26 protein-coding genes and 1 tRNA gene are annotated in these 24,155 nt (G+C 61.7%); 17 read left to right on the forward strand and 10 right to left on the reverse strand.

From position 1 onward, the window contains the following. Positions 1-5 precede the first annotated feature (5 nt). The 6 genes from AC1DCM_RS10455 to AC1DCM_RS10480 all read left to right on the forward strand — a co-directional run bounded on the left by AC1DCM_RS10455 (position 6) and on the right by AC1DCM_RS10480 (position 9,903). Entirely contained in the window at positions 6-1,760 is a 1,755-nt protein-coding gene (locus AC1DCM_RS10455) for a glycerol-3-phosphate dehydrogenase/oxidase (protein ID WP_442018780.1), read from the forward strand. 48 nt (positions 1,761-1,808) lie between these two features. Then, positions 1,809-2,297 (forward strand): PTS sugar transporter subunit IIA, encoded by a 489-nt coding sequence (locus AC1DCM_RS10460; RefSeq protein ID WP_216925144.1) that lies wholly within the window; start codon positions 1,809-1,811, stop codon positions 2,295-2,297. Positions 2,298-2,395: 98 nt separating this feature from the next. After that, positions 2,396-3,244 (forward strand): SURF1 family protein, encoded by an 849-nt coding sequence (locus AC1DCM_RS10465; RefSeq protein WP_442004112.1) that lies wholly within the window; start codon positions 2,396-2,398, stop codon positions 3,242-3,244. Then, on the forward strand, positions 3,244-3,744 hold the full coding sequence (locus tag AC1DCM_RS10470) for a DUF3817 domain-containing protein (protein ID WP_477518182.1): 501 nt from the start codon (positions 3,244-3,246) through the stop codon (positions 3,742-3,744). The genes AC1DCM_RS10465 and AC1DCM_RS10470 overlap by 1 nt, the downstream gene beginning before the upstream one ends. A 121-nt stretch (positions 3,745-3,865) precedes the next feature. After that, positions 3,866-5,455 (forward strand): glutamine-hydrolyzing GMP synthase, encoded by a 1,590-nt coding sequence (guaA, locus tag AC1DCM_RS10475; protein ID WP_442018783.1) that lies wholly within the window; start codon positions 3,866-3,868, stop codon positions 5,453-5,455. Between the two features lie 128 nt (positions 5,456-5,583). Next, on the forward strand, positions 5,584-9,903 hold the full coding sequence (locus AC1DCM_RS10480; RefSeq protein ID WP_477518183.1) for an AAA family ATPase: 4,320 nt from the start codon (positions 5,584-5,586) through the stop codon (positions 9,901-9,903). An 81-nt stretch (positions 9,904-9,984) separates the two neighbouring features. On the opposite strand, the gene cpaB is transcribed toward AC1DCM_RS10480, so the two are convergent. From cpaB to AC1DCM_RS10495, 3 genes are all read right to left on the reverse strand, one after another. Continuing rightward, entirely contained in the window at positions 9,985-10,635 is a 651-nt protein-coding gene (cpaB, locus tag AC1DCM_RS10485) for a Flp pilus assembly protein CpaB (protein WP_477518184.1), read from the reverse strand. Between the two features lie 225 nt (positions 10,636-10,860). Next, the gene (locus tag AC1DCM_RS10490; RefSeq protein ID WP_442018786.1) at positions 10,861-11,133 is read right to left on the reverse strand and encodes an FmdB family zinc ribbon protein; all 273 of its coding nucleotides are present in this window, start codon (positions 11,131-11,133) and stop codon (positions 10,861-10,863) included. 164 nt (positions 11,134-11,297) lie between these two features. Next, a complete protein-coding gene (locus AC1DCM_RS10495; protein ID WP_477518185.1) occupies positions 11,298-11,903 on the reverse strand; it encodes a 5-formyltetrahydrofolate cyclo-ligase in 606 nt (201 codons plus the stop codon). Positions 11,904-12,015: 112 nt separating this feature from the next. On the opposite strand from AC1DCM_RS10495, the gene galU reads away from it, so the two are divergent. From galU to AC1DCM_RS10520, 5 genes are all read left to right on the forward strand, one after another. Further along, positions 12,016-12,948 carry a UTP--glucose-1-phosphate uridylyltransferase GalU gene (gene galU, locus AC1DCM_RS10500; protein ID WP_477518186.1) on the forward strand — a complete coding sequence of 311 codons (933 nt, stop codon included), beginning with the start codon at positions 12,016-12,018 and terminating at the stop codon, positions 12,946-12,948. 5 nt (positions 12,949-12,953) lie between these two features. After that, positions 12,954-13,580 carry a GNAT family N-acetyltransferase gene (locus AC1DCM_RS10505; protein ID WP_442004120.1) on the forward strand — a complete coding sequence of 209 codons (627 nt, stop codon included), beginning with the start codon at positions 12,954-12,956 and terminating at the stop codon, positions 13,578-13,580. Positions 13,581-13,711: 131 nt separating this feature from the next. Then, on the forward strand, positions 13,712-14,638 hold the full coding sequence (locus AC1DCM_RS10510) for a hypothetical protein (RefSeq protein WP_477518358.1): 927 nt from the start codon (positions 13,712-13,714) through the stop codon (positions 14,636-14,638). A gap of 6 nt (positions 14,639-14,644) precedes the next feature. Continuing rightward, a complete protein-coding gene (locus AC1DCM_RS10515) occupies positions 14,645-15,445 on the forward strand; it encodes an SDR family oxidoreductase (protein WP_477518187.1) in 801 nt (266 codons plus the stop codon). Between the two features lie 37 nt (positions 15,446-15,482). Continuing rightward, positions 15,483-15,555 (forward strand) — tRNA-Ala (locus AC1DCM_RS10520). A gap of 62 nt (positions 15,556-15,617) precedes the next feature. Here the strand turns inward: AC1DCM_RS10520 and AC1DCM_RS10525 are convergent. Further along, on the reverse strand, positions 15,618-15,821 hold the full coding sequence (locus AC1DCM_RS10525) for a cold-shock protein (RefSeq protein WP_144648155.1): 204 nt from the start codon (positions 15,819-15,821) through the stop codon (positions 15,618-15,620). 204 nt (positions 15,822-16,025) lie between these two features. Between AC1DCM_RS10525 and AC1DCM_RS10530 the strand changes: the two genes are divergently transcribed. From AC1DCM_RS10530 to AC1DCM_RS10550, 5 genes are read left to right on the forward strand one after another with little or no spacing between them, the layout of a single operon-like run. Then, on the forward strand, positions 16,026-16,370 hold the full coding sequence (locus AC1DCM_RS10530; RefSeq protein WP_477518188.1) for a zinc ribbon domain-containing protein YjdM: 345 nt from the start codon (positions 16,026-16,028) through the stop codon (positions 16,368-16,370). 15 nt (positions 16,371-16,385) lie between these two features. Next, complete coding sequence (locus tag AC1DCM_RS10535; protein ID WP_477518189.1) at positions 16,386-16,892, forward strand: universal stress protein; 507 nt, start codon at positions 16,386-16,388, stop codon at positions 16,890-16,892. Next, positions 16,879-17,310, forward strand: a complete 432-nt coding sequence (locus tag AC1DCM_RS10540) for a fluoride efflux transporter FluC (protein ID WP_477518190.1) — start codon at positions 16,879-16,881, stop codon at positions 17,308-17,310. Before AC1DCM_RS10535 ends, AC1DCM_RS10540 begins: the two co-directional genes overlap by 14 nt. Beyond that, on the forward strand, positions 17,307-17,678 hold the full coding sequence (gene crcB, locus AC1DCM_RS10545) for a fluoride efflux transporter CrcB (protein WP_477518191.1): 372 nt from the start codon (positions 17,307-17,309) through the stop codon (positions 17,676-17,678). Before AC1DCM_RS10540 ends, crcB begins: the two co-directional genes overlap by 4 nt. Positions 17,679-17,722: 44 nt before the next feature. Beyond that, positions 17,723-18,253 (forward strand): ferritin, encoded by a 531-nt coding sequence (locus AC1DCM_RS10550; RefSeq protein ID WP_477518192.1) that lies wholly within the window; start codon positions 17,723-17,725, stop codon positions 18,251-18,253. Between the two features lie 80 nt (positions 18,254-18,333). On the opposite strand, the gene zapE is transcribed toward AC1DCM_RS10550, so the two are convergent. Genes zapE through AC1DCM_RS10570 form a run of 4 tightly spaced genes read right to left on the reverse strand, consistent with a single transcriptional unit; the run spans position 18,334 to position 21,449 of the window. Continuing rightward, positions 18,334-19,503, reverse strand: coding sequence for a cell division protein ZapE (gene zapE / locus AC1DCM_RS10555; RefSeq protein WP_477518193.1), 1,170 nt, complete (start codon positions 19,501-19,503; stop codon positions 18,334-18,336). Then, entirely contained in the window at positions 19,500-20,495 is a 996-nt protein-coding gene (gene corA, locus AC1DCM_RS10560) for a magnesium/cobalt transporter CorA (RefSeq protein WP_477518194.1), read from the reverse strand. Before corA ends, zapE begins: the two co-directional genes overlap by 4 nt. 9 nt (positions 20,496-20,504) lie before the next feature. After that, complete coding sequence (locus AC1DCM_RS10565) at positions 20,505-20,930, reverse strand: DUF1761 domain-containing protein (protein WP_477518195.1); 426 nt, start codon at positions 20,928-20,930, stop codon at positions 20,505-20,507. A 48-nt stretch (positions 20,931-20,978) separates the two neighbouring features. Then, positions 20,979-21,449, reverse strand: coding sequence for an Lrp/AsnC family transcriptional regulator (locus AC1DCM_RS10570; protein ID WP_477518196.1), 471 nt, complete (start codon positions 21,447-21,449; stop codon positions 20,979-20,981). Between the two features lie 185 nt (positions 21,450-21,634). On the opposite strand from AC1DCM_RS10570, the gene AC1DCM_RS10575 reads away from it, so the two are divergent. Next, positions 21,635-22,870 carry an MFS transporter gene (locus AC1DCM_RS10575; protein ID WP_477518197.1) on the forward strand — a complete coding sequence of 412 codons (1,236 nt, stop codon included), beginning with the start codon at positions 21,635-21,637 and terminating at the stop codon, positions 22,868-22,870. Position 22,871: 1 nt separating this feature from the next. Here AC1DCM_RS10575 and AC1DCM_RS10580 read toward each other — a convergent pair whose 3' ends face one another. After that, a complete protein-coding gene (locus AC1DCM_RS10580; RefSeq protein ID WP_216925167.1) occupies positions 22,872-23,378 on the reverse strand; it encodes an Lrp/AsnC family transcriptional regulator in 507 nt (168 codons plus the stop codon). Positions 23,379-23,492: 114 nt separating this feature from the next. Then, positions 23,493-24,152 (reverse strand): TMEM175 family protein, encoded by a 660-nt coding sequence (locus AC1DCM_RS10585; RefSeq protein WP_477518198.1) that lies wholly within the window; start codon positions 24,150-24,152, stop codon positions 23,493-23,495. Positions 24,153-24,155: the final 3 nt, after the last annotated feature.

Raw genomic sequence — 24,155 nt, forward strand, 5'->3', positions numbered from 1 at the left:
GTCCGATGAGCAATGTCGCAGGCGGTCCGCAGGTGAATTCTCCGGGAGCATTAAGCCCGGAATCCCGTGCCGCATCCATTGAAGTCCTGAAAGCCACTGCCGAACCCGGCAAGCAGTTGGACATCCTGATTGTCGGCGGAGGAGTGGTGGGGGCTGGAGCAGCCCTCGACGCCGTGACCCGCGGCCTCACGGTGGGCATAGTTGAGGCAAGGGACTGGGCTTCAGGGACGTCATCGCGATCATCCAAGCTCATCCATGGTGGCCTCCGCTACCTTGAAATGCTTGATTTCGGGCTGGTCCAGGAGGCCCTGCAGGAACGTGGTTTGCTGATCCAGCAGATCGCACCCCACCTGGTCCGCCCTGTGCCTTTCCTCTACCCCCTGACGCGCAGGTTCTGGGAGCGCCCCTATGTGGGCGCGGGCATCATGCTTTACGACACCTTGGGTCTCACTTCCGGACACAGCCGCGGTGTTCCCATGCACAAACACCTCTTCAGGCGCGGCACCCTCAGGGCGGCTCCCAGCCTCAAGGACGATGCCTTCGTTGGTTCCATCCGCTACTACGATGCCCAAGTGGACGACGCCCGTTTGGTGGTCAACGTGGTGCGCACCGCAGCCCACTATGGCGCCCATGCTGTGAACAGGGTGCGTGTGGTGGACTTCCTCCGGGAAGGCGAACGCGTGGTGGGGGCCAAGCTGGAAAACCAGGAAGACGGCAGCGTCTTCGAAGTGCGTGCCAAGCAGGTAGTCAATGCCACGGGCGTGTGGACTGACGAAACCCAGGCAATGGTTACGGATCGGGGCCAGCTCAAGGTCAGGGCATCCAAGGGCATTCACCTGGTGGTACCGCGGGACAGGTTCCAATCCACAGTTGGGCTGATCCTGCGCACGGAGAAGTCAGTGCTCTTCGTGATCCCCTGGGGCCGACACTGGATCATCGGGACAACGGACACCGACTGGAAGCTGGACAAGGCGCACCCCGCCGCGTCCAGCAAGGACATTGACTACGTTTTGGAGCACGTCAACAAGGTCCTTAAGCGGCCCCTCACCCGCGAGGATGTAGAAGGCGTCTATGCAGGACTCCGCCCCCTTCTTGCAGGGGAAAACGACTCCACCGCCAAACTCTCCCGCGAACACGTGGTGGCTCATCCGGTGCCAGGGCTGGTGGTGGTGGCTGGCGGGAAGTTCACTACCTACCGCGTCATGGCAAAAGATGCGGTGGATGAAGCCACCCGGGCGATGGATGAACGGGTTCCCTCCAGCTGCACCGAAACAATCCCGTTGCTCGGTGCAGAGGGGTTCAAGGCCGCCTGGAACCGCCGCGGCCGCTCAGCGGAAGAAGCCGGCGTCCATGTTGCCCGCGTGGAGCACCTGCTCAACCGCTACGGGTCCATGGCCTCGGAAGTGCTGGATCTCATCGCGGCGCAACCCGAACTCGGGGAGCCGCTTCCCGGTGCGGACGATTACCTTGCCGCAGAGGTGGTCTACGCCACCACCCATGAGGGCGCCCGTCATGTTCACGACGTTTTGACGCGCCGCACCCGAATCTCGATCGAAGCCTGGGACCGGGGTGTGTCAGCGGTGCCAGTAGTGGCTAAGCTGATGGGAGAAATCCTTGGCTGGAGCGAAGCACAGCGGGAAAGCGAAATAAAGCACTATCTGGCCCGGGTGGAAGCTGAGCGGCTTAGCCAGCAACAACCCGATGACGAATCAGCTGACGCCGCGCGCATGGGAGTCGATGACATCGTTCCCCTTCGCTGAGCAAACACAGGACCTGCGGCCGGAAGGCCACATTGGAGGGAACACGACTTGGCTGAACCACTTGACCGGTATGACGCGGAACTGACGACGCCAGACACCGTCATCCTGGAGCTCGTTGCCGAGGACAAAATCGACGCTGCGGCACAACTTGCGGAACGGCTTCACGCGGCTGGCCGGATCTCGAACCTCCAGGGCTTCCTGGAGCAGGTCCATTCCCGGGAACACCAGCTGGCTACCGGACTTCCCGGTGGCATTGGACTGCCGCATGCGCGCAGTGAATTCGTAGACCGGATTTCCATTGCAGTGGGCGTCACGAAGTTCGGCCATGCCCTGGATTTTGGTGCCACTGATGGCCCAGCCACGCTGATCCTGCTCATTGCCACCCCTGCCAGCTCCTTCTCGGATCATTTGGAAGTCCTTGCTACGTTGGCGCGTTCGCTCTCCAAGGAGTCATTCCGGGAGTCCCTGCGCCGGGCGCACGATACCGAGGTCATTTCCGAACTCATCAACTCCAGCCTGGTGTTCTTCGACCACTGAGATTCGACTATTGAGATGGCCGCCACGGACCCGTTCCAGGGCTAAGGTTCCTACCGTTCGTTTCGTTGTTCTACAGCCGGACGAAGTACGGTTAAGGGGTGTTGAAAACCGCGCTGAAACCCCGCTGGATCGCAGGACTCGTCTTTGCGCTTCTCTTGTCCGCGGTTTTTGTGCTGCTCAGCCAGTGGCAGCTCAGCCGGTCCACCCAGCACGAAGCTCCCGTATCGCCCGGCATTGAAGAGGTCAAGCCGCTGGTGGACGTCCTGCAGCCCGGGCAGTTCTTCCCTGGTTCTGTCTCAGACCAGATGGTCACGGCCACCGGCTCCTACGATCCCGCCAAGCAGGTCCTCGTGGAGGGCCGCCTGTACAACGGCCAGAAGGGATTCTGGATTGTCTCGGCGTTCGCTGTGGACAATGCTCCGAAGCTGAGCGGTGTCGCGGCCTCGCCCAAGACCTGGATTCCAGTAGCCCGGGGCTGGGTGGCCGACGCCGCCCAAGCCGTTCCGCCGCCGTCGGGCACCATCACGCTGACCGGCCGCCTGCTGCCCTCTGAAGCGCCGGTGCCAAACGTCGACGCCGGTCCAGGCCGGGCGTCTGCGGTGGCCGTTGCCGAACTCATCAACGTCTGGGACGTCTCCAGCTACCAAGGCTTCGTTGCCGCAACATCAGAACTAGCCGGAGGTGTTCCCGTCGTCGTCAATGACGCGGTAAAGCCCCTCAACATCCCTGCGCAGCCGCCGGAACAACAGATCAACTGGCTGAACCTCTTCTATTCCGTTGAGTGGGTGGTCTTCGCAGGATTCGCCCTGTACATCTGGTGGCGGATGGTGGCTGACGACTACCGTCGCGAGCTCGAAGACGACGAGTTCGACGAAGATAATCACCACCCCAACGAACCAACAAGCCCTGAACCCCAGCAACCTGGGCCAGAACAAAAGGTGCAGTAATGATTGAGCCCAAGCCGGCCATCCAGCCCGAGCAGTCCGGACCCAAGCCGAAGAAGCGCAAGTTTGGTGGAACGGAAGCCCAGATCCGTTCGGCGCTGAAGTTCTACAAAGTCATGGCCTACCTGACCGGTGCCATGCTCCTGCTGCTCTGCGCGGAGCTGATTGCCCGTTATGGCTTCGGCGTATCGCTCTTTGCCGGTGGCACGGACGCCGTGACCGGTAAGCCGTTTGGCTTCGGATTCGCTGAGTCTGAGCCCAAGGGCGTGATCGGTGGCTTCAACATCTCCACCACTGTATTGATCGTCCATGGCTGGATGTACGTGGTGTATCTGGTGTCCAACTTCCGGTTGTGGTCGCTCATGCGCTGGCCCTTCTCCAAGCTGGTCTTGCTGGCCTTGGGTGGTGTCGTACCCCTGATGTCGTTCATCGTCGAGAAGAAGTTCCACGCTCAGGTTGAGGCCGAACTGGCAGCCAACCCGCAGGCCTCAAAGCGCTACTAGCGGCGTCGGGGCCAGCCCAAGAGGCGTTAGGGTGTGAGATACCTAACCACCACCCCGTAATTGACCTCTTCGGGCCGCTGCCAACGTGCACCGGGGCGGCCCGGCAAAGTAGTCTTGGTTGGTGACTACTCCCACCGCACCCCAGACTTCCCAGAAGCCGGTGCTGGTTGTTGACTACGGTGCCCAGTACGCGCAGCTGATTGCCCGCCGCGTCCGCGAAGCGAATGTGTATTCGGAAATTGTTCCGCATACCTTCACCACCGAGCAGCTTCTGGCCAAAAACCCGGCAGCCATCATCCTTTCCGGCGGACCTTCCAGCGTCTACGCAGAAGGTGCTCCGCGCGTTGGAGCGGACCTTTTTGAAGCCGGGGTGCCCGTTTTTGGTATCTGCTACGGCTTCCAGGCCATGGCCAACGCACTGGGCGGCAAGGTGGCCGAGACGGGCCTCCGGGAGTACGGCGCCACCGAAGCACTGGTGGTTGGCGATGCCCGCTCGATTCTTGATGGCGTGCCCTCCTCACAGAACACCTGGATGAGCCACGGCGATTCCGTCCAGGAAGCTCCCGAGGGTTTCGAAGTGCTGGCCACCACGGCCGGCGCACCGGTAGCCGCCTTCGCCAACGAGGAAAAGCGCCTCTACGGTGTGCAGTGGCATCCGGAGGTCAAGCACTCCGTGCACGGCCAGCACGTCCTGGAGAACTTCCTGTTCAAGGGCGCGGGCCTGAGCCCTAACTGGACCACGGGGAATATCCTCGAAGAGCAGGTGGATCGCATCCGCCAGCAGATTGGCGACTCCAAGGTCATCTGCGGTCTTTCCGGCGGTGTGGATTCGGCCGTTGCCGCAGCCCTGGTCCAGAGGGCCGTTGGAGACCAGTTGACCTGTGTCTTCGTGGATCACGGCCTCCTTCGCGAAGGCGAAGCAGAACAGGTTGAACGCGACTTCGTGGCAGCTACAGGCGTAAATCTGTATGTTGCCAACGAGCAAGAGCGCTTCCAGTCTGCGTTAGCCGGAGTCAGCGATCCCGAGACCAAGCGCAAGATTATTGGCCGTGAATTCATTCGCGCCTTCGAGGAAGCGGAGCGGGCCATCATCGCCCAGGCGGCTGCCGAGGGTGAGAAGATCAAGTTCCTGGTCCAGGGCACGCTGTACCCGGACGTCGTCGAGTCCGGCGGCGGCGAGGGGGCTGCGAACATCAAGAGCCACCACAACGTGGGTGGGCTTCCTGAGGACCTGCAGTTCGAGCTCGTCGAGCCTCTGCGCGCCCTGTTCAAGGACGAAGTCCGCGCGGTCGGTGCCCAGCTTGGCCTGCCTCAGGAAATCGTAGGCCGCCAGCCGTTCCCCGGCCCCGGCCTCGGTATCCGGATCGTTGGTGAAGTCACCAAGGAGCGTCTCGACCTGCTCCGTAAGGCTGACGCCATTGCCCGTGCCGAGCTGACTGCTGCCGGTTTGGACAACGATGTATGGCAGATGCCGGTGGTTCTGTTGGCTGATGTCCGCAGTGTCGGCGTCCAGGGCGATGGCCGTACCTACGGCCACCCGATCGTTCTCCGTCCGGTATCGTCCGAGGACGCAATGACGGCCGACTGGTCGCGTTTGCCGTATGACCTCCTGGCGCGCATCTCCAACCGCATTACCAACGAAGTGGATGGAGTTAACCGCGTGGTGCTGGACGTCACGAGCAAGCCGCCGGGAACCATCGAGTGGGAATAGCATTTTGAGTGGCCGGCCTCCCCTGGGAGGCCGGCCACTGTTCTTTCAGCTGTGAAATGACGGCGAATTTCGCATTGCCACAGTGTTGCGGAGCGGGCTGAAGGAGTATTCCCGCTACCCTCGAAAGTATGCCGGTATGGTCCAAGGCGTCTAAAGCTAGTACAGAAAAGAAGGCAGCAGTTGTGTCATTAGGTCAAGGCCAGGAAGAGGGCTCCGAAGAGCTCCGCAAATGGCTGTCCGGACTTAAGCCCGTTACAGGGGCGGACACGATGCTGCGTTTCGTGAAGACGCCCGAAGGCGCCATCGATCTCAGCAACGCACATCCGTCGGGCCTCGCGCAGCTGTTGGCTGGGCGTAGAACGAGGTTGTCCACGCTTATCCGCGACCGGCAGCAATATCTGGTGGCGGCACGGGCCGCACGCAACATTCGCTCCAAAATATTTGAGCTCAGCAATGATCGCGGTATCGAGGCCGGGTACCTCTCCGCCGGCACGGTGGTGTGGACTTCAGCCGTAGGCGGCAAACCCCAGCGGGTTTCCGCCCCTGTCATGCTGACCTCCATTATCCTGACCGTTCGCCCGGGCGAGGACGATTTCGAGTTGCAGCTCACCGCGCAAGCACGCATGAACCCGGCTTTGGTACGTCACTTGAAGACCGTCCACGGCATCGTCTTCGACGTCAATGCAGTAGCCCGCATGGCCTACAACACGGCCCGGCTTGACCCCCAACCGGTCCTGGATCGCCTGGCTACCCTGGTTCAGCCCATTCACGGCGCCGAGGTTGAATTCAACTTGCTCGTGACCACTTTGGCTGATCTTTCGGGAAACCTGGATGATCCGTGGATCAACATGAACAACCCCACCGTGGCTGCGCTGGCAACTGCTGCCAATGGTGGCGAGATTGAGCCCGAACCCATCAAAGCAGGGCGGTTCCCCAGCCTTGATGAACGCGACCCGGCAGACGAACTCCTCTTGCTCGACGCTGACACGGACCAGCAGTATGTTGTGGACGCTGTTCGCGCCGGAGATTCGCTTGTTGTCAGCACCCCACCGGGCAGCGGCCAGACCCAGACGGCAATCAATGCGATTGGCGCCTTGGTCAGCGAAGGCAAATCCGTCCTTGTGGTGGGAGACCGGCAGTCCAGCCTGGCGGGACTTTCTGCGCACCTGGAATCGCTGGGCCTGGATTCGATGTTGTTCCGTCCGGGCAACGGCACCACACCGCAGCAGCTAAAGGGCCAGTTGGTCCGTGCCATCATGCGCAGTGAAAAGGCGCTGGAACCCCAACTCGGGAACCTCCATCAGACGCTGATCGGACACCGGCATGCCCTGAGGGACCATGTTGCCTCGCTCCACAATGTCCGCGAACGTTGGGGATGCTCGCCGTACCAGGCTATGCAATCGTTGGCCGAGCTGACGTCCATCCACCCGGCGCCGTCCACCACGGTGCGCCTGAAGCGCAGTGTGCTGGACAACATCAAGGACCGTGAAGAACTGGCTGGGCGCCTGCGTCGTGCTGCCGAGCTGGGCAGCTTCAGCCGGGCTTCCACCTCCAGCCCCTGGTACGGTGCCCGACTCGTAACCCGCAAGGAGACAGAAGAGGCCCAACAGCTTGCCCGCATCGCCGAGGAGAAACTTCCCGTCCTGCGCGAGCGCATGAAGCAGGTTTCGGATCACGCCGAGATCCGTTTGGCGGACACCTTCACCGAGTGGGGCGCACAGCTTGAATTGCTGATTGCCGTGCGCGAAAGCCTGGACAAGTTCACTCCGGATATTTTTGATCGCCCGGTTCACGATCTCATCTCTGCAACTGCAAGCTCGGCGTGGAGGCGGGAGCGGAACCTGGAGATGCCGTCCATGCAGCGTTCGAGGCTGCGGCGGGTTGCGAAGGAGTATGTGCGGCCTGGCGTTCACATCGCGGACCTGCACAGCTCCCTGGTCCTGGTCCAGGAGCAGCGTGCCCTGTGGGCGGGCTATGCAACCACCCAACGTCACCCGGCCGTGCCGTCGGGGCTCGCCGACCTCGGGTCCTTGTACCGCGAACTCGATGGCGAGCTTCGCCGTCTGGGTGAGGCACTCAAGCACACTTCGGCCGGTGGTTCGCTGCACCAGACTCCGTATCTGGAACTGATGGAGCGGCTCGAACGGCTGGTAGCGGATACAGCCACGCTTGAAACACTTCCGGAGCGCACACTCCTGATTGAGGAGATGCGCGAGCACGGACTCGGCGAGCTGCTCGCTGACCTTGCCGCCCGTGAAGTTCCGGCCGCTTCGGTGGCAGCCGAGCTGGACCTTGCCTGGTGGCAGTCTGCCTTGGAAGCAATGATCAGTGGTGATGACTACCTCGCCATGTCCGACGGCGACTCTCTCCGCCGTCTTGAAGCTGAGTACCGTCTCGCGGACCAAGCCCACATTGCCAGTGGTGCTGCCCGTTTGCGGTGGCAGTTGGCCCGGAAGTGGGGCCAAGGGATAGTGGAGCACCCCCGGCAAGCCGAGTTGCTGCGTGCCCTGCTGAAGGATGGTCGGGTGACGCTCCCTGCTTTGAGTGCGCAGGCCCCTGACCTCGTGCCCCTGCTTGTTCCGGTGTGGTCGGTGAGCCCGTACCTGTTGACGGGAGTTCTTCCGGCGGAGCAGAAGTTTGACGCCGTCATCATCATCGACGCCGAATCGACCTCACTTCAGGCCGTCCTCCCGGCGATTGCACGGGCCCGGCAAGTCATAGCCTTCGGGGATGCGAAGGTCGCGAACGCCCGCACCTTCAGCGTTGCCGTCGAACCCCCCGTGGCGGGAGTGGCCAGCCACGAGAGCGTGGACAGTGCGTTCAAAGCCTTGGCACGCGTCCTGCCCACCTGGCAGCTGAACTGGGTTTACCGGGCGGTCGATGAGGATCTGATCCTGCAGCTGAGCAAGAACTACTACGACGGCGGCCTCCGGCGTTTGCCTGATGGCAATTCGGTGACTGGCCTGGATCGTTCGATCCTGGTGGAGTACATCCCCGATGGAACCGGCCTCCCCGGCGCGGACCATGAGGGCGTTGAGTCCGTTACGGCGGAGGTCAACCGCGTGGTGGATCTTGTCTTCGAGCATGCCAGACTCCGGCCCCGCACGTCCTTGGCGGTGGTCACGGCCAGCCTGCGCCACGCTGCGCGGATCGGCGAGGCTATCCGGCTTCAGTTACCCAACCACCCCTTGTTGTCCGCCTTCTTCGGCGCCGGCCCTGAGTCCTTCCGCGTCGTGGACCTCGAGCGAGCCCAAGGCCTGGTGCGCGATCATGTCATTTTCTCCTTGGGCTACGGCCGGACACCTCATGGCCGCGCCCTGCACTCGTTCGGACCCCTGTCCATTGAGGGCGGACGAAACCGCTTCGCCTTGGCGATGACCCGCGCCCGCCGTTCCATGCACGTCCTGAGCTGCTTCCGTCCGGAAGATTTGGATCTGGATCGCCTGGCCCACGGCGCTGTGGACTTTTACGAACTGCTGGACCGGGAACTGTCCGGGAACAGCAACCTTGGAACTCCTGCCTCGCGCGCCGTTGCAAGCGAACAGGCTTTGGGGGAGGACCCCCTGGTTGCCGATCTCGGCGAGAGGTTGCGGGCAAGGGGTGCCCGCGTGTGGCACCTGTATGACGGTGTCCTGGACATTGCCGCCGCTGCCGATCCCGTCCACACCATTGGACGGGAAGGCGCCGAGATTCCCACGCCAGTGGCAATCGAGTCCGATGGCACGGAGCGTTACCGACGCATGAGTGTCCGTGAACGCAGCCGTCTGAGGCCCCAGCTGCTGGAACGCATGGGCTGGCGTTACATGTCCCTGTGGACCATCGAAGTGTTCACGGATCCGTCGTCCTGCGCAGATCGAATCGGGTCCTATTTGGGACTTGAGAACCATGTTCCCCAGGCCGCCCCGCCAGCGGAGCATGGCTTCCTGGACATGGATGTTGAACAATTGAATCTGGATAATGCTGGCTCCTCGTATGCAGGTTCCTCGTATTCCAGCTCCTCATATGGGATGTCCACGTACAGCAGCTCCTCGTACAGCAGTTCCTCCGCAACCCGGGCTTCGCATCGGCAAAGCCCGGGAAGTCCCCAGGCATCGCTGGAATCCCAGCAGCCCGGACAGACAGATGTGAACAGGCGCAGGGGGGCGGATGGCGAACCAAGCAACGCAGAAGCCAGCAATCCAACCCCCAGTGATCCAGAGGATGGGACTGAAGTACCAGTGAATGAACAGGGAACCGACAACGAAAGCGGCTCTGACGAACAGACCGCAGCTGTAGGCGCCGAAAACGCTGAAGAGCAGGCAGAGTCAAAGACGCCAGCGACGAAGCAAGCTTCCGGTGGAATCTTGCCTACCAAGGCCGCTGAAGACGATCCCCGGCGTTGGGGCGACGAAGGCAACTATGACCATGAGCAGTGGTTGAAGGAGCAGAAGCCACCGCATTGGGGCTGATGAGATCACCGAATCCAAGCCCTGCATCAGGGATGGGCGAAACCTGGGCATTGACCAAAACCCCCAGCGATTGACCAAAACCTAGGGATTGACCAAAACGAAGAAAAGCTTGCCAAGCGTGGATGCGCCGGCAAGCTTTTCTGCTTGCCGGGGATCTGCAGCTACCACCATCAAGCCGTCGGTGTCGCTGGTGCCAAGCCATTGGCCAGGTTTACCCCCTTGGGCAGACGTCCAAAGAACAGGGACGGAGGCGGCCAGGACTTCGGTTTGCCGGGACTCGTCGTATGATCCTGCAGCAGTGAGTACTACATTCACCAGCTGTCCCGGGGACAGAAGCTGGATGGATGAAGGGTCAGCCATGCGAAGAGGGACCGCAGCTGAACCTACAGGTGCACCAGTGAGAAGACCCGGCCCCAGAAGATTGGATTCAGTGGGAATCTGCCCTTTAGTCAAGGGCGAGGCAAGCTGGCGGCCCACCAGTGAAACGTGATCCTCCAGGGCTCCGGAGATCGCGAGGTCGGGCGGCACATCAACAGTGGTGAAGTCGGCCACTGTGAGGCTGGTGCCTGCGGCAAGATCACGGGCAGCGACGAGAATGCTGACGTGCTGCTCAGAGGCAGGGGTTAGCTGTTGGACTGTAATGCCCGTGGCCAGGCAGAGCAGCAGTGCAACTGTCAGCCGACGATTCCGGGAGACCCAGAAGTTCAGGCTCTGCCTGGGGCCCAGCCTCACTTGGCGATGTGGCCCCTGCTTCCGCGGGAGGAAAGAGCCAGCCGTGCTGGTTGGCGGGTTTCGGGAGCGACCACGGCCCCGGGCAGGGGCAGTTGAATGTTCGCGGCGGGGGAGTGGGGAAGTGGTGGACTTTAGTGGCATGACGCCACGTTAGCCACCGGGCTCGGCCGCCCAACAGCGGCCGGGTGCCCTATGTGGAAAAGTAACTGGTGTGGAAAAGTGCTGCTAGCTTGCTGCGGCTGCAGCCGCTGGTGCAGGCGTGGCAGCCGGGGTCGGAGTCGCCGGGGAGGAGGGCGCAGCGGAGACGGTGCTGCCCTTGGCATCGCGCGAATCCGTGCGGTAGAAGCCCGAGCCCTTGAAGACAACGCCGACGCTGTTGAACTTCTTGCGGAGCGCGCCCTGGCATTCAGGGCACTCCGTCAGGGAGCTGTCAGAGAAGGACTGGACGATGTCAAAGGCATGGTCACAGTCTTTGCAGGCGTATGCGTATGTGGGCACTGAGTTCCTCCTTCAGGACAAGGTTCAGGTCCTGTGGAGCCGTGGCGGAGAATCTCCGCATTAGCAGTCGCAGGGCCTGAGTGCCAATTCTATCATCAGCATCCCGCTCATTCGCTATCTGCCAACTCCACGTAGGTGGGCGGCTTCACGTAGCGTCAACCAGGTCACTCTCCGCCGCCAAGCGCGATGATTCCCGAGGGTGTCAAGGCATCCGGCACCGGGCGGTCAAAAGGCTCGGCGGGGATAGCTCCGGAAGGCAACACATCGTCGTCGTACACCACCGCAATGGTGGGTGGCCGCCCACCGGAACTGTCCAGGCGTTGGAGGAGGCGGTCGTAGTAGCCGCCGCCCTGTCCGATGCGGTTGCCATCCCGGTCCACAGCGGTGGCCGGCATGAAGATGCCCGCAACAGCGCTCACAACAGCACTGTCCAAACGCTCGCCTTCGGGTTCGTCGATGGGTGCGTAGTCGGACCGGACGAAGACCGTCTCCGGCGTCCAGTAGACCCAGCTCAACTGGCGTCCGGCTTCGCAGACGGGAAGCAGGACCTGGTGGCCGGCGTTGTGGAGGCCTGCGATCAGGGGCATGGTTGGGGGTTCGTGGGACACGCCGACGTAGATCGCGAAGGTCCGGGGGGATCCGGCCGAAATCTTCCGGGCCCACGCCAAGCCGTGCGGTGCAATCGCCTCGCCCGCTTCGGCTACTTGCTCCTTGGTGAGGCCGCGCCTGTACAGGCGTCGGCTGCTGCGGATGTCTTCCTTCGATGCCATTTTTCTCCGATCATGAGATTCGCGCGGGCTACCGTGGTCTACGTAAAGCAGCAAATCCGCTCCAGTTCAAGGGCTGTTTCTGCGTCTTGCCACGGCGAGGGTTTACCCGTTGATGTATTCCTTCCGTTACATTAGTCCGGTGACTCTCGATAACAATGCTGTCCGTAAGGCCGTCATCCCCGCAGCGGGTCTTGGTACCAGGTTCCTCCCCGCCACGAAGGCGATGCCGAAGGAAATGCTGCCCGTGGTTGACAAGCCAGCCATCCAGTACGTCGTCGAAGAAGCGGTGAAGGTTGGCCTGCACGACGTCCTGATGATCACCGGGCGCAGCAAGCGCGCCCTGGAAGATCACTTTGACCGGGTGCCGGCGTTGGAAGCAACGCTGGCAGCGAAGGGCGATACTGCCAAGCTGGAGGCCATCCAGTCCGCCACCAACCTGGGCGACATCCACTACGTCCGTCAGGGCGACCCCAACGGCCTTGGCCACGCGGTCCTGCGTGCAAAGCAGCACGTCGGGTACGAGCCCTTCGCCGTTCTGCTGGGCGATGACCTGATCGATCCCCGCGAGGACCTGCTCAGCGAAATGATCGCTGTCCAGCAGAAGACCGGCGGTTCTGTCGTTGCCCTCATTGAAGTTGAGCCTTCGAAGATCAGCGCCTACGGTTGCGCCGACGTCGAGGAAAACGGTGAAGACGGCTACGTCCGCATCAAGCAGCTGGTGGAAAAGCCGTCCCCCGAAGAAGCTCCATCCAACCTCGCGGTGATCGGTCGCTACGTTCTGCACCCGGCAGTGTTCGACGTCCTGGAGAACACTGCTCCCGGACGCGGCGGAGAAATCCAGCTGACGGATGCCCTTGAGGTTCTGGCTGCCGGGAAAGGTGAAGGCTACGGCGTTTATGGCGTTGTCTTCCGTGGGCGCCGCTATGACACCGGTGACAAGTTGAGCTACTTGAAGGCCTGCATCGAGTTGGCATGCGAACGCGATGACCTGGGCCCCGAGCTCCGCGAGTGGCTTCCAACGTTCACTGCCGGCCTTCCCAAATAACACCGGTGTACGGCTCTGCGATCTGGCCGGTAACGCTGGAAAGCGGAGCCTTGGTGCTCCGGCCCATCCGTTACCGCGACAAGCGGGAGTGGTCTGAAGTCCGTTCGCGGAACAGTGAATGGCTTGCACCTTGGGAGGCATCCAATCCTGCGCCGGGTGGGCGCCTGCCGAGTTACCGTCAAATGGTGGCATCCCTGAATGCGCAAGCCCGGCAGTCCACGGCTTTGCCCTTCCTCATCACGGAGCGGACCGAGGGGTTCCGTGAGCCGCAGATTGTGGGGCAATTGACGGTCTCATCCATCGTGTGGGGTTCGGCGATGATGGCTACCTTGGGTTACTGGGTTGACAAGGAACGCGCCGGGCACGGCATTGCTCCCACGGCAGTTGCCATGGCTACGGACCACTGCTTCCGGACCCTGGGCCTGCACAGGATGGAAATCAATATCCGGCCTGAGAACGCACCAAGTCTCCGGGTGGTGGAAAAGCTCGGATTCCGGGACGAAGGCTACCGCCTGAGGTACTTGCACATCAATGGCGAGTGGGCGGATCATCGCTCATTCGCACTGACCTCGGAGGAGGTTCCGCAGGGACTCCTTGGCGCCTGGCTTAGAGGAAGAACAGGCAGGTCATAGCCCCTTTTGAGCCGTATCTCCATTCATTTGTGGACTCGCCGACGACACACCGACCGCAATGCCGCCGCCCCTGATGATTTGCTTCTACGGTTTTGAATGTGGACTTCCCTCTCAGCAGCTCAGTGATCCTTGTGGTCACTGTCGCGCTTTGGATGGTATGGGTCGCTCCTTACGTTCTTCGGAACAGACGGCAGCAGGTCCAGGCGGCCACTCTTTCAGCAGAGGCATTTGACGACGAACCAGACGAAACGCAGGCAGGGGTGGTACTGACTTTGGCACCCCGGCAGGAGAAACCGATGGAGACCATGCACAGCAAAGCACCGGCGTCGCCCCAGGAATCCAGCGTGGCTGAGTCGTCTGCCAGGAAGCCGCCCACAACTCCCTTTACGATCCGTTATGCCCGGCTCACCTTGGCTCTTGCCGGCCTTGCTTTATTGCTGACTGCCATTGTTTCGGGCGTGCTGCGGCTGTTCGGCACCGGTAATGTCTGGCTGCCGTTGGTGTCGTTCGTTGGTTCGGTACTTGCCGTGGTGACTTTGCGGCGACTCGCCCTCCGGGATCTCCGTGAACGCCGTGCGCGGCGGGCTGCGCCAGTGGTGCCCATCCAAACCCCGGCACGGTACTTGCCAAAGGAAGCGCCTGTCGAAGCCAAGGAAACTCCGGTTTTCGATGCTGAGGCCGGAAAGCTGGAAGCCGCACGCCTTTCGGCCGTGGAACTACGCCAGGCTGCCTTGGCTGTTGCCTTAGCGGCCGGAGACAAGTCTGCTGGTGACAAGTCCGCCGGTGACAGGTCCACTGAAGCGGCCGCTGGTTCCGAGGATGCCAGCTGGGAACCGGTTGAGGTTCCCAAGCCCACCTACGTTGGTGCCGCGAAGGCGCCGCGCCCCGCTCCGGAGCCTTTGGATCTTCCTGACGCTCCCAAGCCTGTGGGCAAGCCGGTGCTGAAGCAAAGTGTTGAGCAGGCGGAGGCCGCAGCAGCTGCGCAGGTGCGCACTGCATCCAAGGGGCAGAGTGCCTTGAGCAACCTGGACGATGTCCTGCAGCGTCGCCGCGCCTAGCCCGGCATGACCACGCTCTGTGTTGCGGGTGGCACCGGACAGGTAGGCCGTGAAGTTGTTCGCCAAGCGCTCGACGCCGGGCACACAGTATCCGTCCTGAGTCGCCGTGTGCCGCCTCCCGGTTCGGAGAAGCATCACGACGGCGCCAGCTACTTTGCAGGCGACGTCACCACAGGCGATGGTCTGGCAGCTGCGCTTGCGGGTGCCGACGTCGTCATTGATTGCCTTGAGGGCCAGTTCGGGAGAGCCCAAAAGCAATTTGCCGACGGCGGCGAGCGTCTTCTTGGCATGGCTCACCAGGCAGGTGTTCGCAGGGCTGTGGCGTTGTCGATTATCAACTGCGACAAGAGCGCCCATTCCTACTATGTCTCCAAAGCGGCAAAGGAGCGGGTCTACGCGAGGGCCGAACTGGAAACGGTGGTTATCAGAGCCACGCAATTCCACAGCCTGGTCGAAATGATCTTTAGTGCGGGTGCAAAGATACGGTTGATTCCGGTGTTCAAGGGAGTGCGGTTCCAGACGATCTCACCCAGGGAAGCCGCAGCTGCATTGCTCGAAGCTGCGCTGGAACCGCCTTCTCCCGAGCAGCACCGGGTCAGAACCGTTGGCGGCCCCGAGGTCCTGGCCATGAAGGACATGGCGGCGTCGTGGAAAGCCATTACTGGCGCACGAGGCAAGGTTCTGGAAGTCCCACTGCCGGGTRCCATGGGCGCCTACCTGCGCGCAGGACTCAACCTCATGCCCGAGCAAAGGTATGGCACTGAAACGTTCGTGTCGTGGTTGGAAAAGCGCCGGGAAACTTTGTAGCCTAGGGACACTGGCCTGGCCGTAGACGCCGTGCCCAGGGGCTATAGCTCAGTTGGTAGAGCGCTTCGTTCGCATCGAAGAGGTCAGGAGTTCGAATCTCCTTAGCTCCACAGATTTCGCCGACAACAAGACCGGCCAGGCACAACGTGCCTGGCCGGTTTCTTGTGGGAGTTTAGAGGGGTTGGATGTTCTCCGCCTGAGGTCCCTTGGGGCCTTGGGTGATGTCGAACTGGACCTTCTGGTTCTCGTCCAAGGAACGGTATCCGCTGGAGGTAATTGCGGAATAGTGGGCGAATACATCCGGGCCACCGTCGTCCGGGGCAATAAATCCGAAGCCCTTTTCAGCGTTGAACCATTTTACTGTGCCTGTAGCCATGCTTGTTTTTCCTTCACGGGTCGCTGGTCGGTACCGCTTGTCGGATCACCGTCCCCGCCACTCACATTATTGAGCCTATGTGTCGATCCGACATGGGGCAACAGATTCGGCGGCGCGCCTTCGTAATATGGTTGTGACCGAGGCACGCGATCGGGCTGTGGTTGAAGAGCCGGGCGGCAGTGGATGGCGCCTTAGAATTACTCTGTGAACGACTCCCTGCCTCCGTGCCCCGAATGCTCCAGTGAATACACCTACCAGATGGGCGTGCTGCTCGTTTGCCCTGAGTGCGCCCACGAATGGTCACCCACCGCCGAGAGTGATGTGCAGGCGCACGTCATCAAAGACGCGGTGGGCAATATTCTGAGCGACGGCGACACCGTCACGGTGGTCAAGGACCTCAAAGTCAAGGGCAGCGCCACGGCCATCAAGGTGGGCACCAAAGTGCGGAATATCCGCCTCGTCGACGGGGTGGGGGATCACGATATTGACTGCAAAGTGGACGGATTCGGCCCCATGCAGCTCAAGTCCAGCGTCGTAAAGAAAGTCTGACAGGAGGACTTCACCATGACCGGGATCCCAGCACCCAAAGGCCTCGCCGGCCCCATCCTGGTAGGTGTCATGCCCGGGCAGCGGCCCGTCGTCGTCGAGCGCGCCGCTGAGGTGGCGCTGAGCGCCGGGCTCCCACTGGTGTGCGCGTTCGTCGACGTGACGGCCTATCCCGTGGACGGCACCACGGGCGGTCCGTCGGCCCCGATTGATCCCGACGGCGTGGATGACGATGCCGAGAGCGCCCCGGAATCCGTGCGGACAGCAATTGCCACCCAGTTGGCCGAAGCTGATCTGAACTGGTCCATCGTTTCCCTGGCAGGGGAGCCGGCACGGGCGTTGGCGCGTGAGGCAGAAGACATCGGGGCGTCCATGATTGTGGTGGGCTCCAGGGACCGCAAGCTCGGTTCAGCCATCAAAGAACTGACGGCGGGCTCCATTGCCCGGCAGCTCTTCCACCGCCAAGACCGTCCTGTGCTCGTTGTACCCGTTGAGCCACGGGTACCGGTGGATGATGACGACTGAGATCAGGCGTCCGGTCCATCTTCACTGGGGGTTCATTGGAATGGTGGCCGTAGGCGGCGTCCTGGGGGCGCTCGCCCGCTATGGCCTCGGACTCTTGATTCCGGCGCCAGGATCCTGGCCGTTGCCCATCCTCCTCATCAACCTTTCCGGCGCCTTGGCGCTCGGCGCTTTGCTGGAGGGGCTGGCGAGGAGGGGGCCCGACGTCGGACGTCGCCGGATGCTGCGCCTCGCCTTGGGTACGGGCTTTCTGGGTGCCTACACCACCTACAGCACGCTCGCATTGGATGCGGTTCACCTGTTTACCGCAGGAGACACGACTGGTGCTGCAAGTTATCTGGGTGTGAGCCTGCTGGGTGGGGCGGTGGCAACCACAACCGGAATCTGGCTCGCCGCATGGCATCACAGGCGTGCGAAATGACTGTAGTTCTGTTGGCCCTCGCCGGGGGACTGGGCGCGGCTGCCAGATTCATTCTGGACGGGCTCATCCGGGCACGTCTTCGTACGGCCCTGCCATGGGCCACCATCTTCATCAATGTTTCCGGCTCCTTGCTCCTCGGGTTCCTGGCTGGCCTGGTGATGCAAGGGCAGGCCCCCGAATCCCTTCAACTCATCCTCGGCACTGGTTTCCTGGGTGGCTACACCACCTTCAGCACGGCAAGCCTGGAGACCATCCGGCTGGTGCAGAGCGGGCGGATGGGGCTGGCGCTTGTCAACGGCTTGGGTTCCATGGCTGTCAGCGTCGGGGCTGCCGCTGCCGGTGTTTGGTTCGCTGTGCTGCTGGCTTAACAGGTCGCTCCTGGCTGTCTTAGCCCGGCTGTAGGATCGGTGCCATGGCTAAGAAGACATTCAATGAGCTGTTGTCCGTTCAGGTCGCCAATGAGTTTGCGGCCTCCCAGCAATACATTGCAGTAGCCGTGTATTTTGACGGTCAGGACTTGCCGCAACTTGCCCGGCATTTTTACCGCCAGTCCCTCGAGGAGCGGAACCACGCCATGATGATGGTCCAGTACATGCTGGACCGTAACGTACCCGTCGAGATTCCCGGCATCGCCCCGGTTCGCAACAACTTCGCCAACGCCAAGGAACCCATCGCTTTGGCCCTTGAGCAGGAAAGGGAAGTCACGCGCAACATTGAGGAGATGTTCCGCGCCGCCCGCGCAGAGGGCGACGCCCTGGGCGAACAGTTCATGCTGTGGTTCCTGAAGGAACAGGTTGAGGAAGTTGCCTCCATGACCACGCTTCTAAACATCACAGAGCGGGCGGAAAACCTCTTCGACATCGAGAATTACGTTGCCCGTGAGAGCGTTGGCGATGCTGGGCGTGATTCAAGTGCGCCGTCTGCTGCCGGTGGCGTGATCTAGCGGCAAGAAACCCAAAGGGCCAACACCGTCCCGAGGTCGAAATTCCCAGGCCGAAAACAGGTCCCGGGGCCGCCCGAAGCTCAGCTTCCGGCGGCCTCTTCGATTGCCCGGGCATCGTCGTGGTCGGACCTGCCCAACAGGGACAGACGGCTGGCTATCCGGGCCAGATCCACGGGCAGGACACTGCCGGCGGGTTCTGCATCCCACTCCAGGGGTCCCCTGCCGATCAGGAACAAGGTGATGTCCTGATCGTGAAGCACGTCCATGGCATTGCTGAACCGCTGCCATGCGGGCGCGGAAGCAGGGTCGCCCACGGCAGGGGAGGGAACGTCGTCGATGACCCACGTCTTGAAACTGTGCGCCAAGGCCAGGTAGTCCGCTGTGGATGTCAGCCCCGCGCACAATTCCGGAAACCCCACCCAGAGCAGGTCCGGGTCTGCGTTCTTGACCACGATCGGTTGCGTTGTTGGGGTCAGGACACGGCTTTGGGACGCGTCTGGACGGAAGAGCCCCAACCGTCCCAGTTGTTTGGGCGTGCCCGGCGTGATGATCCGGCCAGAGCTGAAGGCCTTGGGCGCGTCGCCGGGAGTGGTGCCTGCTGCAGGAAAACGCCGGAAATCGGCGGGGCCGTTGATCTCCACAATCTCCATCATCTCTTTGATGGCTTCGATGGTGGGCACAAAATGGTCGTGCCACAGGGGATTAGGCAGCAAGTCGTCCGGGGCGTAGTTGGATGTGACCACCAAGGGAATCCGGCGCTGTGCCGCGGTTCGCAGTAGTCGCGCGATTAACATTCCATCCCCAACGTCATGGACATGGAATTCATCAAAGAACAGGACATCGATGTCCGCCAGGAGCACATCCACTGAGTGCTGTATGGCTGTTCCATCCGCGGAAACGGGACGGTGCGTTCCGGCGTGGAGCTTGCGGAAGAAATCGTGAAAGTGGACGCGACGTTTCCGGGCCCGGAGCCTGTCATGGAAACTGTCCATGAGCCACGTTTTGCCGCGACCCACAGGTCCGTGAAGATAGATGCTTCGCGGCGTCCTCTGCTGTTGCGTACGACGACGGCCCGTTACCGCTGCACCGAAGGCTGCCAACCGCTGCGCTGCTTCATGCTGGCTGGACTCAAGCTGGAAACCTGACCGTCCGGCGTCGTGCGAGATGCCCTCCAAGAGCGCCAGGACGGTTTCCCCGTTGCCTTGCCCTCGTTGGGTACGGTTTCCTGGTTGCGGGAATAGCGGCGTCACAGCCAGCCTTTCCGCTTGAAAATGAGGTACATCAGCATTGCTGCTCCAACCATGAGCCCGATAGCCATTGGATAACCGAAGTCCCAGTGCAGCTCTGGCATGTGGTCGAAGTTCATGCCATAAACGCCCGCCACAAAGGAGGGAGCGAACAGAATGGCGGCCCACGAGGAAATCTTCTTGACCTGTTCGTTCTGCGCAGCGCTCGCCTCGTTCTGGCGGTTCGCTGTCAGCGTGCCGTCAAGGGTCAGGGCGTTCTGCAGGAGATCCCTGAAGGAGTTCACCCTGGAGATGACGCGCTGGACGTGGTCCTCTACGTCGCGGAGGGATCGCTGGAGCTCGATGTCCACGCCGTACTTCTCGAAGCCCTTCTCCAGTAGCACCATGATGTCCGGAAGAGGCTGGATGGCCCTTTGGAATTGGATGACTTCGCGCGCAAGTTCATAGATCCGTCGAGAAACCGCTGTATCGCCGCTGAAGAGCTGGTCTTCGATTTCGTCGATGTCGTTCTCGAGTCCGGCCACAACAGGCGCGTAATCGTCCACCACCTGGTCCAGGAGGGCATACAGCACCGCTTCCGGTCCATGCCGCAAGAGATCCGGGCGTTGCTCCAAACGATGGCGGACACGCGCAACTCCGCCGGTCTCAGCATGCCGGATGGTCACCACGAAATTGGGACCGGTGAAGATGTGCAGCTCGCCGAACTCCACCGTCTCGGTAGCATCCAGATACCGGGCGGGGCGCAGGACCGTGAAGAGGTTGTTGTCGTAGCGCTCCAGCTTTGGCCGCTGGTGCGCTGAAACGGCGTCCTCCACTGCGAGTTCGTGGAGGCCGAATTCGTGGGCGACGGCGGCCATCTCGTACCGGGTGGGCCGGTAAAGCCCGATCCACGCCATGCCACCTTGCTCCGAGAGTGTCTCGAAAGTTTGCTCCAGGTTGTGTGGGGTGGCTGTGCGCACGCCCTCTACATAGACGGCGTTATCAATGATGGTCACGAGTGAACGCTACTGCATGGCACCGATGATGGCCCCGGCAATGGTCATGGCGAGGATGTCGTGCCCCGCATCAATAACGGTCACCTCAGAGGGGCGCCCGGCGAAACCATTGTGGATGACATGTCCTCCGGCGCGGAAAACCAAGGCCAGGATCAGGGCGAAGAGGCCGCCGGCAAGGAAAGTGTTGAGCTCCAGGGCGCTGATCAGGATGGCCAGGAGAATGCTGGTGAGCGCCGCGGCAAGCATCATGGGGATCCAGATGCCCGCACCGCCGTCGATGTTTTTGAGGTCCTCTTCGGTTTTGCCGATCGCTTGCATCCACCGGCGCCCCAGGACGGCTGGCATGTACCAAACGAACCCGATCACCAGGCTTGATACGAAAGCCAGGAGGATAGCGAGCCAGTTGATGTGCGTTATGTGTGAGAGCCAATCCATGCTCAAAAGCCTAGTGGCGGCGGAGCGCTGGAACCGGTGTTCAAGCGTTCATGCTGACCGCGTGTTGGTGGTTCCGGCCAACCGTTCCATCAATGGCTCGGTGCGGTAGGGGATATGTGTGTGGAGGGCCAGGACAGTTTCCGTTCGGATGACGCCCTTGGTCCGCAGGACGGACCTCAGCGCGGATTGCAGGTTATGGGTGTCCGTTGCCACCACACGGCACCACAGATCTCCGCGGCCTGAGATTTCGTGGACTTCCAGCACCTGTGGAATCAGCCGCAAGGCGCCGATGACGCCGTCGAGTTCGCGGTGCGTTACTTCAATGGTGATGAAAGCGACGACGTCGTACCCCACCTTTTCGAGGTCCACTTCGCGGCCTGCTGCCTGGAGCACCCCGGACCGGAGCAGCCGTTTAAGGCGGCTCTGCGCGGTATTGCGGGCAATGCCGAGGGAATCGCTGAGCTCGGCGATCTGGATGCGGGGGTCCTTGATGAGTTCCAGCAGGATCTTCAAGTCCATGGGGTCCAAGGTATTCAAATGGTCACTCCGGCTTACTTTGACGAGACTACTTTGAGTATTTTGCTCAATTTTCGCACGTTCCTGCTTCGTTGAGCGCAATACTGCGGCAATCTGTTGCTACCGAAACCTGGCTGCGCCCTCCATCCCACAAGGAACCCCCGCGGCCCCGAATCAAAGGCACGGAAATGACTGTCTTGAGCGAACTCCGCATGCGTCCGGCCAAAGCCGGCGTCTGGAGTTGGGATGCCACCACCACTGCAAGGCTGGTCCTGGCCGGCATAGTGATGTTCACGCTGCTTGTGGGCGCAAACCTTGCCACGCCTCTCTATCCTTTGCTGCAGGCCCGCCTGGGTATGTCCTCCTTGGACGTCACGATGGCCTTTGCCAGCTACGTGCTGGCGCTTGTTGTGGCTCTCATCGTGGCGGGGCACTGGTCCGATCACATTGGGAGGCGGGCGGCACTGGTGCTTGCCGTCGTCATGGGTTTGGTGGGCGGCATCATCTTCGCGAATGCGGACAGTCTTGGCATGTTGTCCCTCGGCAGGGCCTTCCAAGGCGTGGCAGTAGGGCTGGCCACCGGGGCCAGTTCCGCAGCCCTGCGTGAACTGTTGCCCCAGCGGCCTGACTGGGCTTCGCGCTTCACGTTGCTCTCCTCGGCTGGTGGCGTGGCTGCCGGACCCGCCATCGGTGGTCTCCTGTCGCTGCTTCCGGACCCTACGCGGACGCCCTATTACATCCATTCCGGGGTGCTGCTTGCCACGCTTATTCCACTGTGGCTACTCAAGGCAAGGCCCGCGATTGCGCCCGCTGCAGGAAAGCCGGCGTTCAAGGTTCTCGCTCCACGAAAACCCGCCATTTCCAGTCACGCCCGCAGTGCCTTTTGGATGGCATCGGCAGTGGGCTTCCTGAGCTTCGCAGTCTTTGGGTTCTGCCTGTCGCTGGCTCCCGGATATTTCGCAACGGTGGTGCATGCTGATTCCAGACCCCTTATCGGGCTGCTAGCTGGGGTGACCCTGGGTGCTTCGGCACTCAGCCAGTTGGTAGGAGTACGCGGACGCTACCTGGTCCCCGTTGCCCTGGCGGTGCTGGGCATCTCGATAGTCCTGGTGGGAGCTGCCGCCTCTTGGTCGAGTCCATGGTTGCTGGTTGCCGCCAGCATCACTGCGGGGGCAGGGCAGGGCATCGCGTTCCGTCAGGTGTTCAACGACGTTGCCGGGAAAGTAGAGGCAGCCCGGCATGCACAGGTCATCAGCACGGTATACGTCATCACCTATTTGGGGAGCGCAGTTCCGGTGATTGGTTTGGGAATGGCGGTCTCGGTATTTGGCTTGCAGACCGCCGTCGTTGGTTTTACCGTGCTGTGTGGGGTTGCAGCGCTGGCACTTGCCGCGGCGTCACTCCGGGGTGCCAGGCGCGCCTGAGCTACTCGGGGAGCGGACCGCGGTTGCCCGGGATGTGCTGGAAGACCATGGTGGTTTCCGTGTGGCCAACCACCGGATCAGTCGCGAGGTTATCCAGCAGCCAGTTGCGGAGGTCGTCGGTGTTGGCGACTGCAATATGCAGAAGATAGTCAACGGAACCCGTGGTGTGGAACGTGGAGATCACTGCGGGCAGCTTAGGGACGCGTGCGGTGAAGCGGTCGATCTGGTCCCGATCGTGGGCGCGGAGACGGACGGCAATGAGCGCCTGCACCGAGCGGCCGATGGCCGGCAGGCTGAGGATCGCCTCAAAGCCTTCGATGATCCCGCGTTCGGACAGGGCCCTTGTCCGCATCAGCGCAGTGGACGGAGCGATTCCCACTAGTTCTGCCAACTGTTTGTTGGAGATGCGGGCGTCCTCCACCAGGGCGGCAAGGATCCGTTCATCTATGGCGTCCAGCGGCTCGGCGCTGCCTGACGTTGGCCGAACATTCTTCGCGGGGTTGCTCACGGATCCTCCTGAAATTGCCTTTCATTCATCATAATCACTGAAATCCTGGCTAACCATTCGTTCCAGATGGCACTTCCCGAATATTTGTCCGTAATGGCGCGGGTACTACGTGGATTATTTTGGGGTTGGGTCCAAGGGCTGTCGCTCGCTGTTCTTGAGGCTCCGACGCCGGGCGAGCCGTTGCAGTGGCTCACTGAGCACCATGAGGAGCAATGGCAGGTTTCCCAAGTCTGGAACTATGAGAGCCAGGATCAGCGCGGCGAGAAAGAGCGCCGCCACGATGGTCCCGGCCTGGATCCCGGACCTCGTGGCCGCCTCGTCCAGGTCATGCAAGTGTGGGTGCGAGCGAAGATAGACGCGGGCCAGCAGCAGGAAACTCGTAGCGAAAAGCGTGCCTATGTAGACAAGCGGCTGCGCCCAATCTGCATGCATTTGCGTTGACAGTGCAGTTGCCACCGGCATCCACACGATGGTGAACATCCAGGCAATAGTCAGCCACAAGAGTACTGAGTCCACAAGACGGACGTTGCGGAAGAGCCGGTGATGGTGAACCCAGAAAACAGAGATGAGGACGAAGCTCAGGACGAATCCCAGGAGGGGATACCGCTCCTCGGCGAACCACTGGGCTGTCGTGCCGTGATGATCAGCCAGTTCACCAACGCTCTCCATGAGGGGGAGGATCAGCAGCGTCAAAGCGATCGCTACCACGGCATCGGTAAACGCCTGCAGCCGTTCCGGCGAGGATAGCTCCCGGGAACTTGTGATCTCTGTCATGCC

Source organism: Paenarthrobacter sp. 10N417, assembly GCF_056394745.1.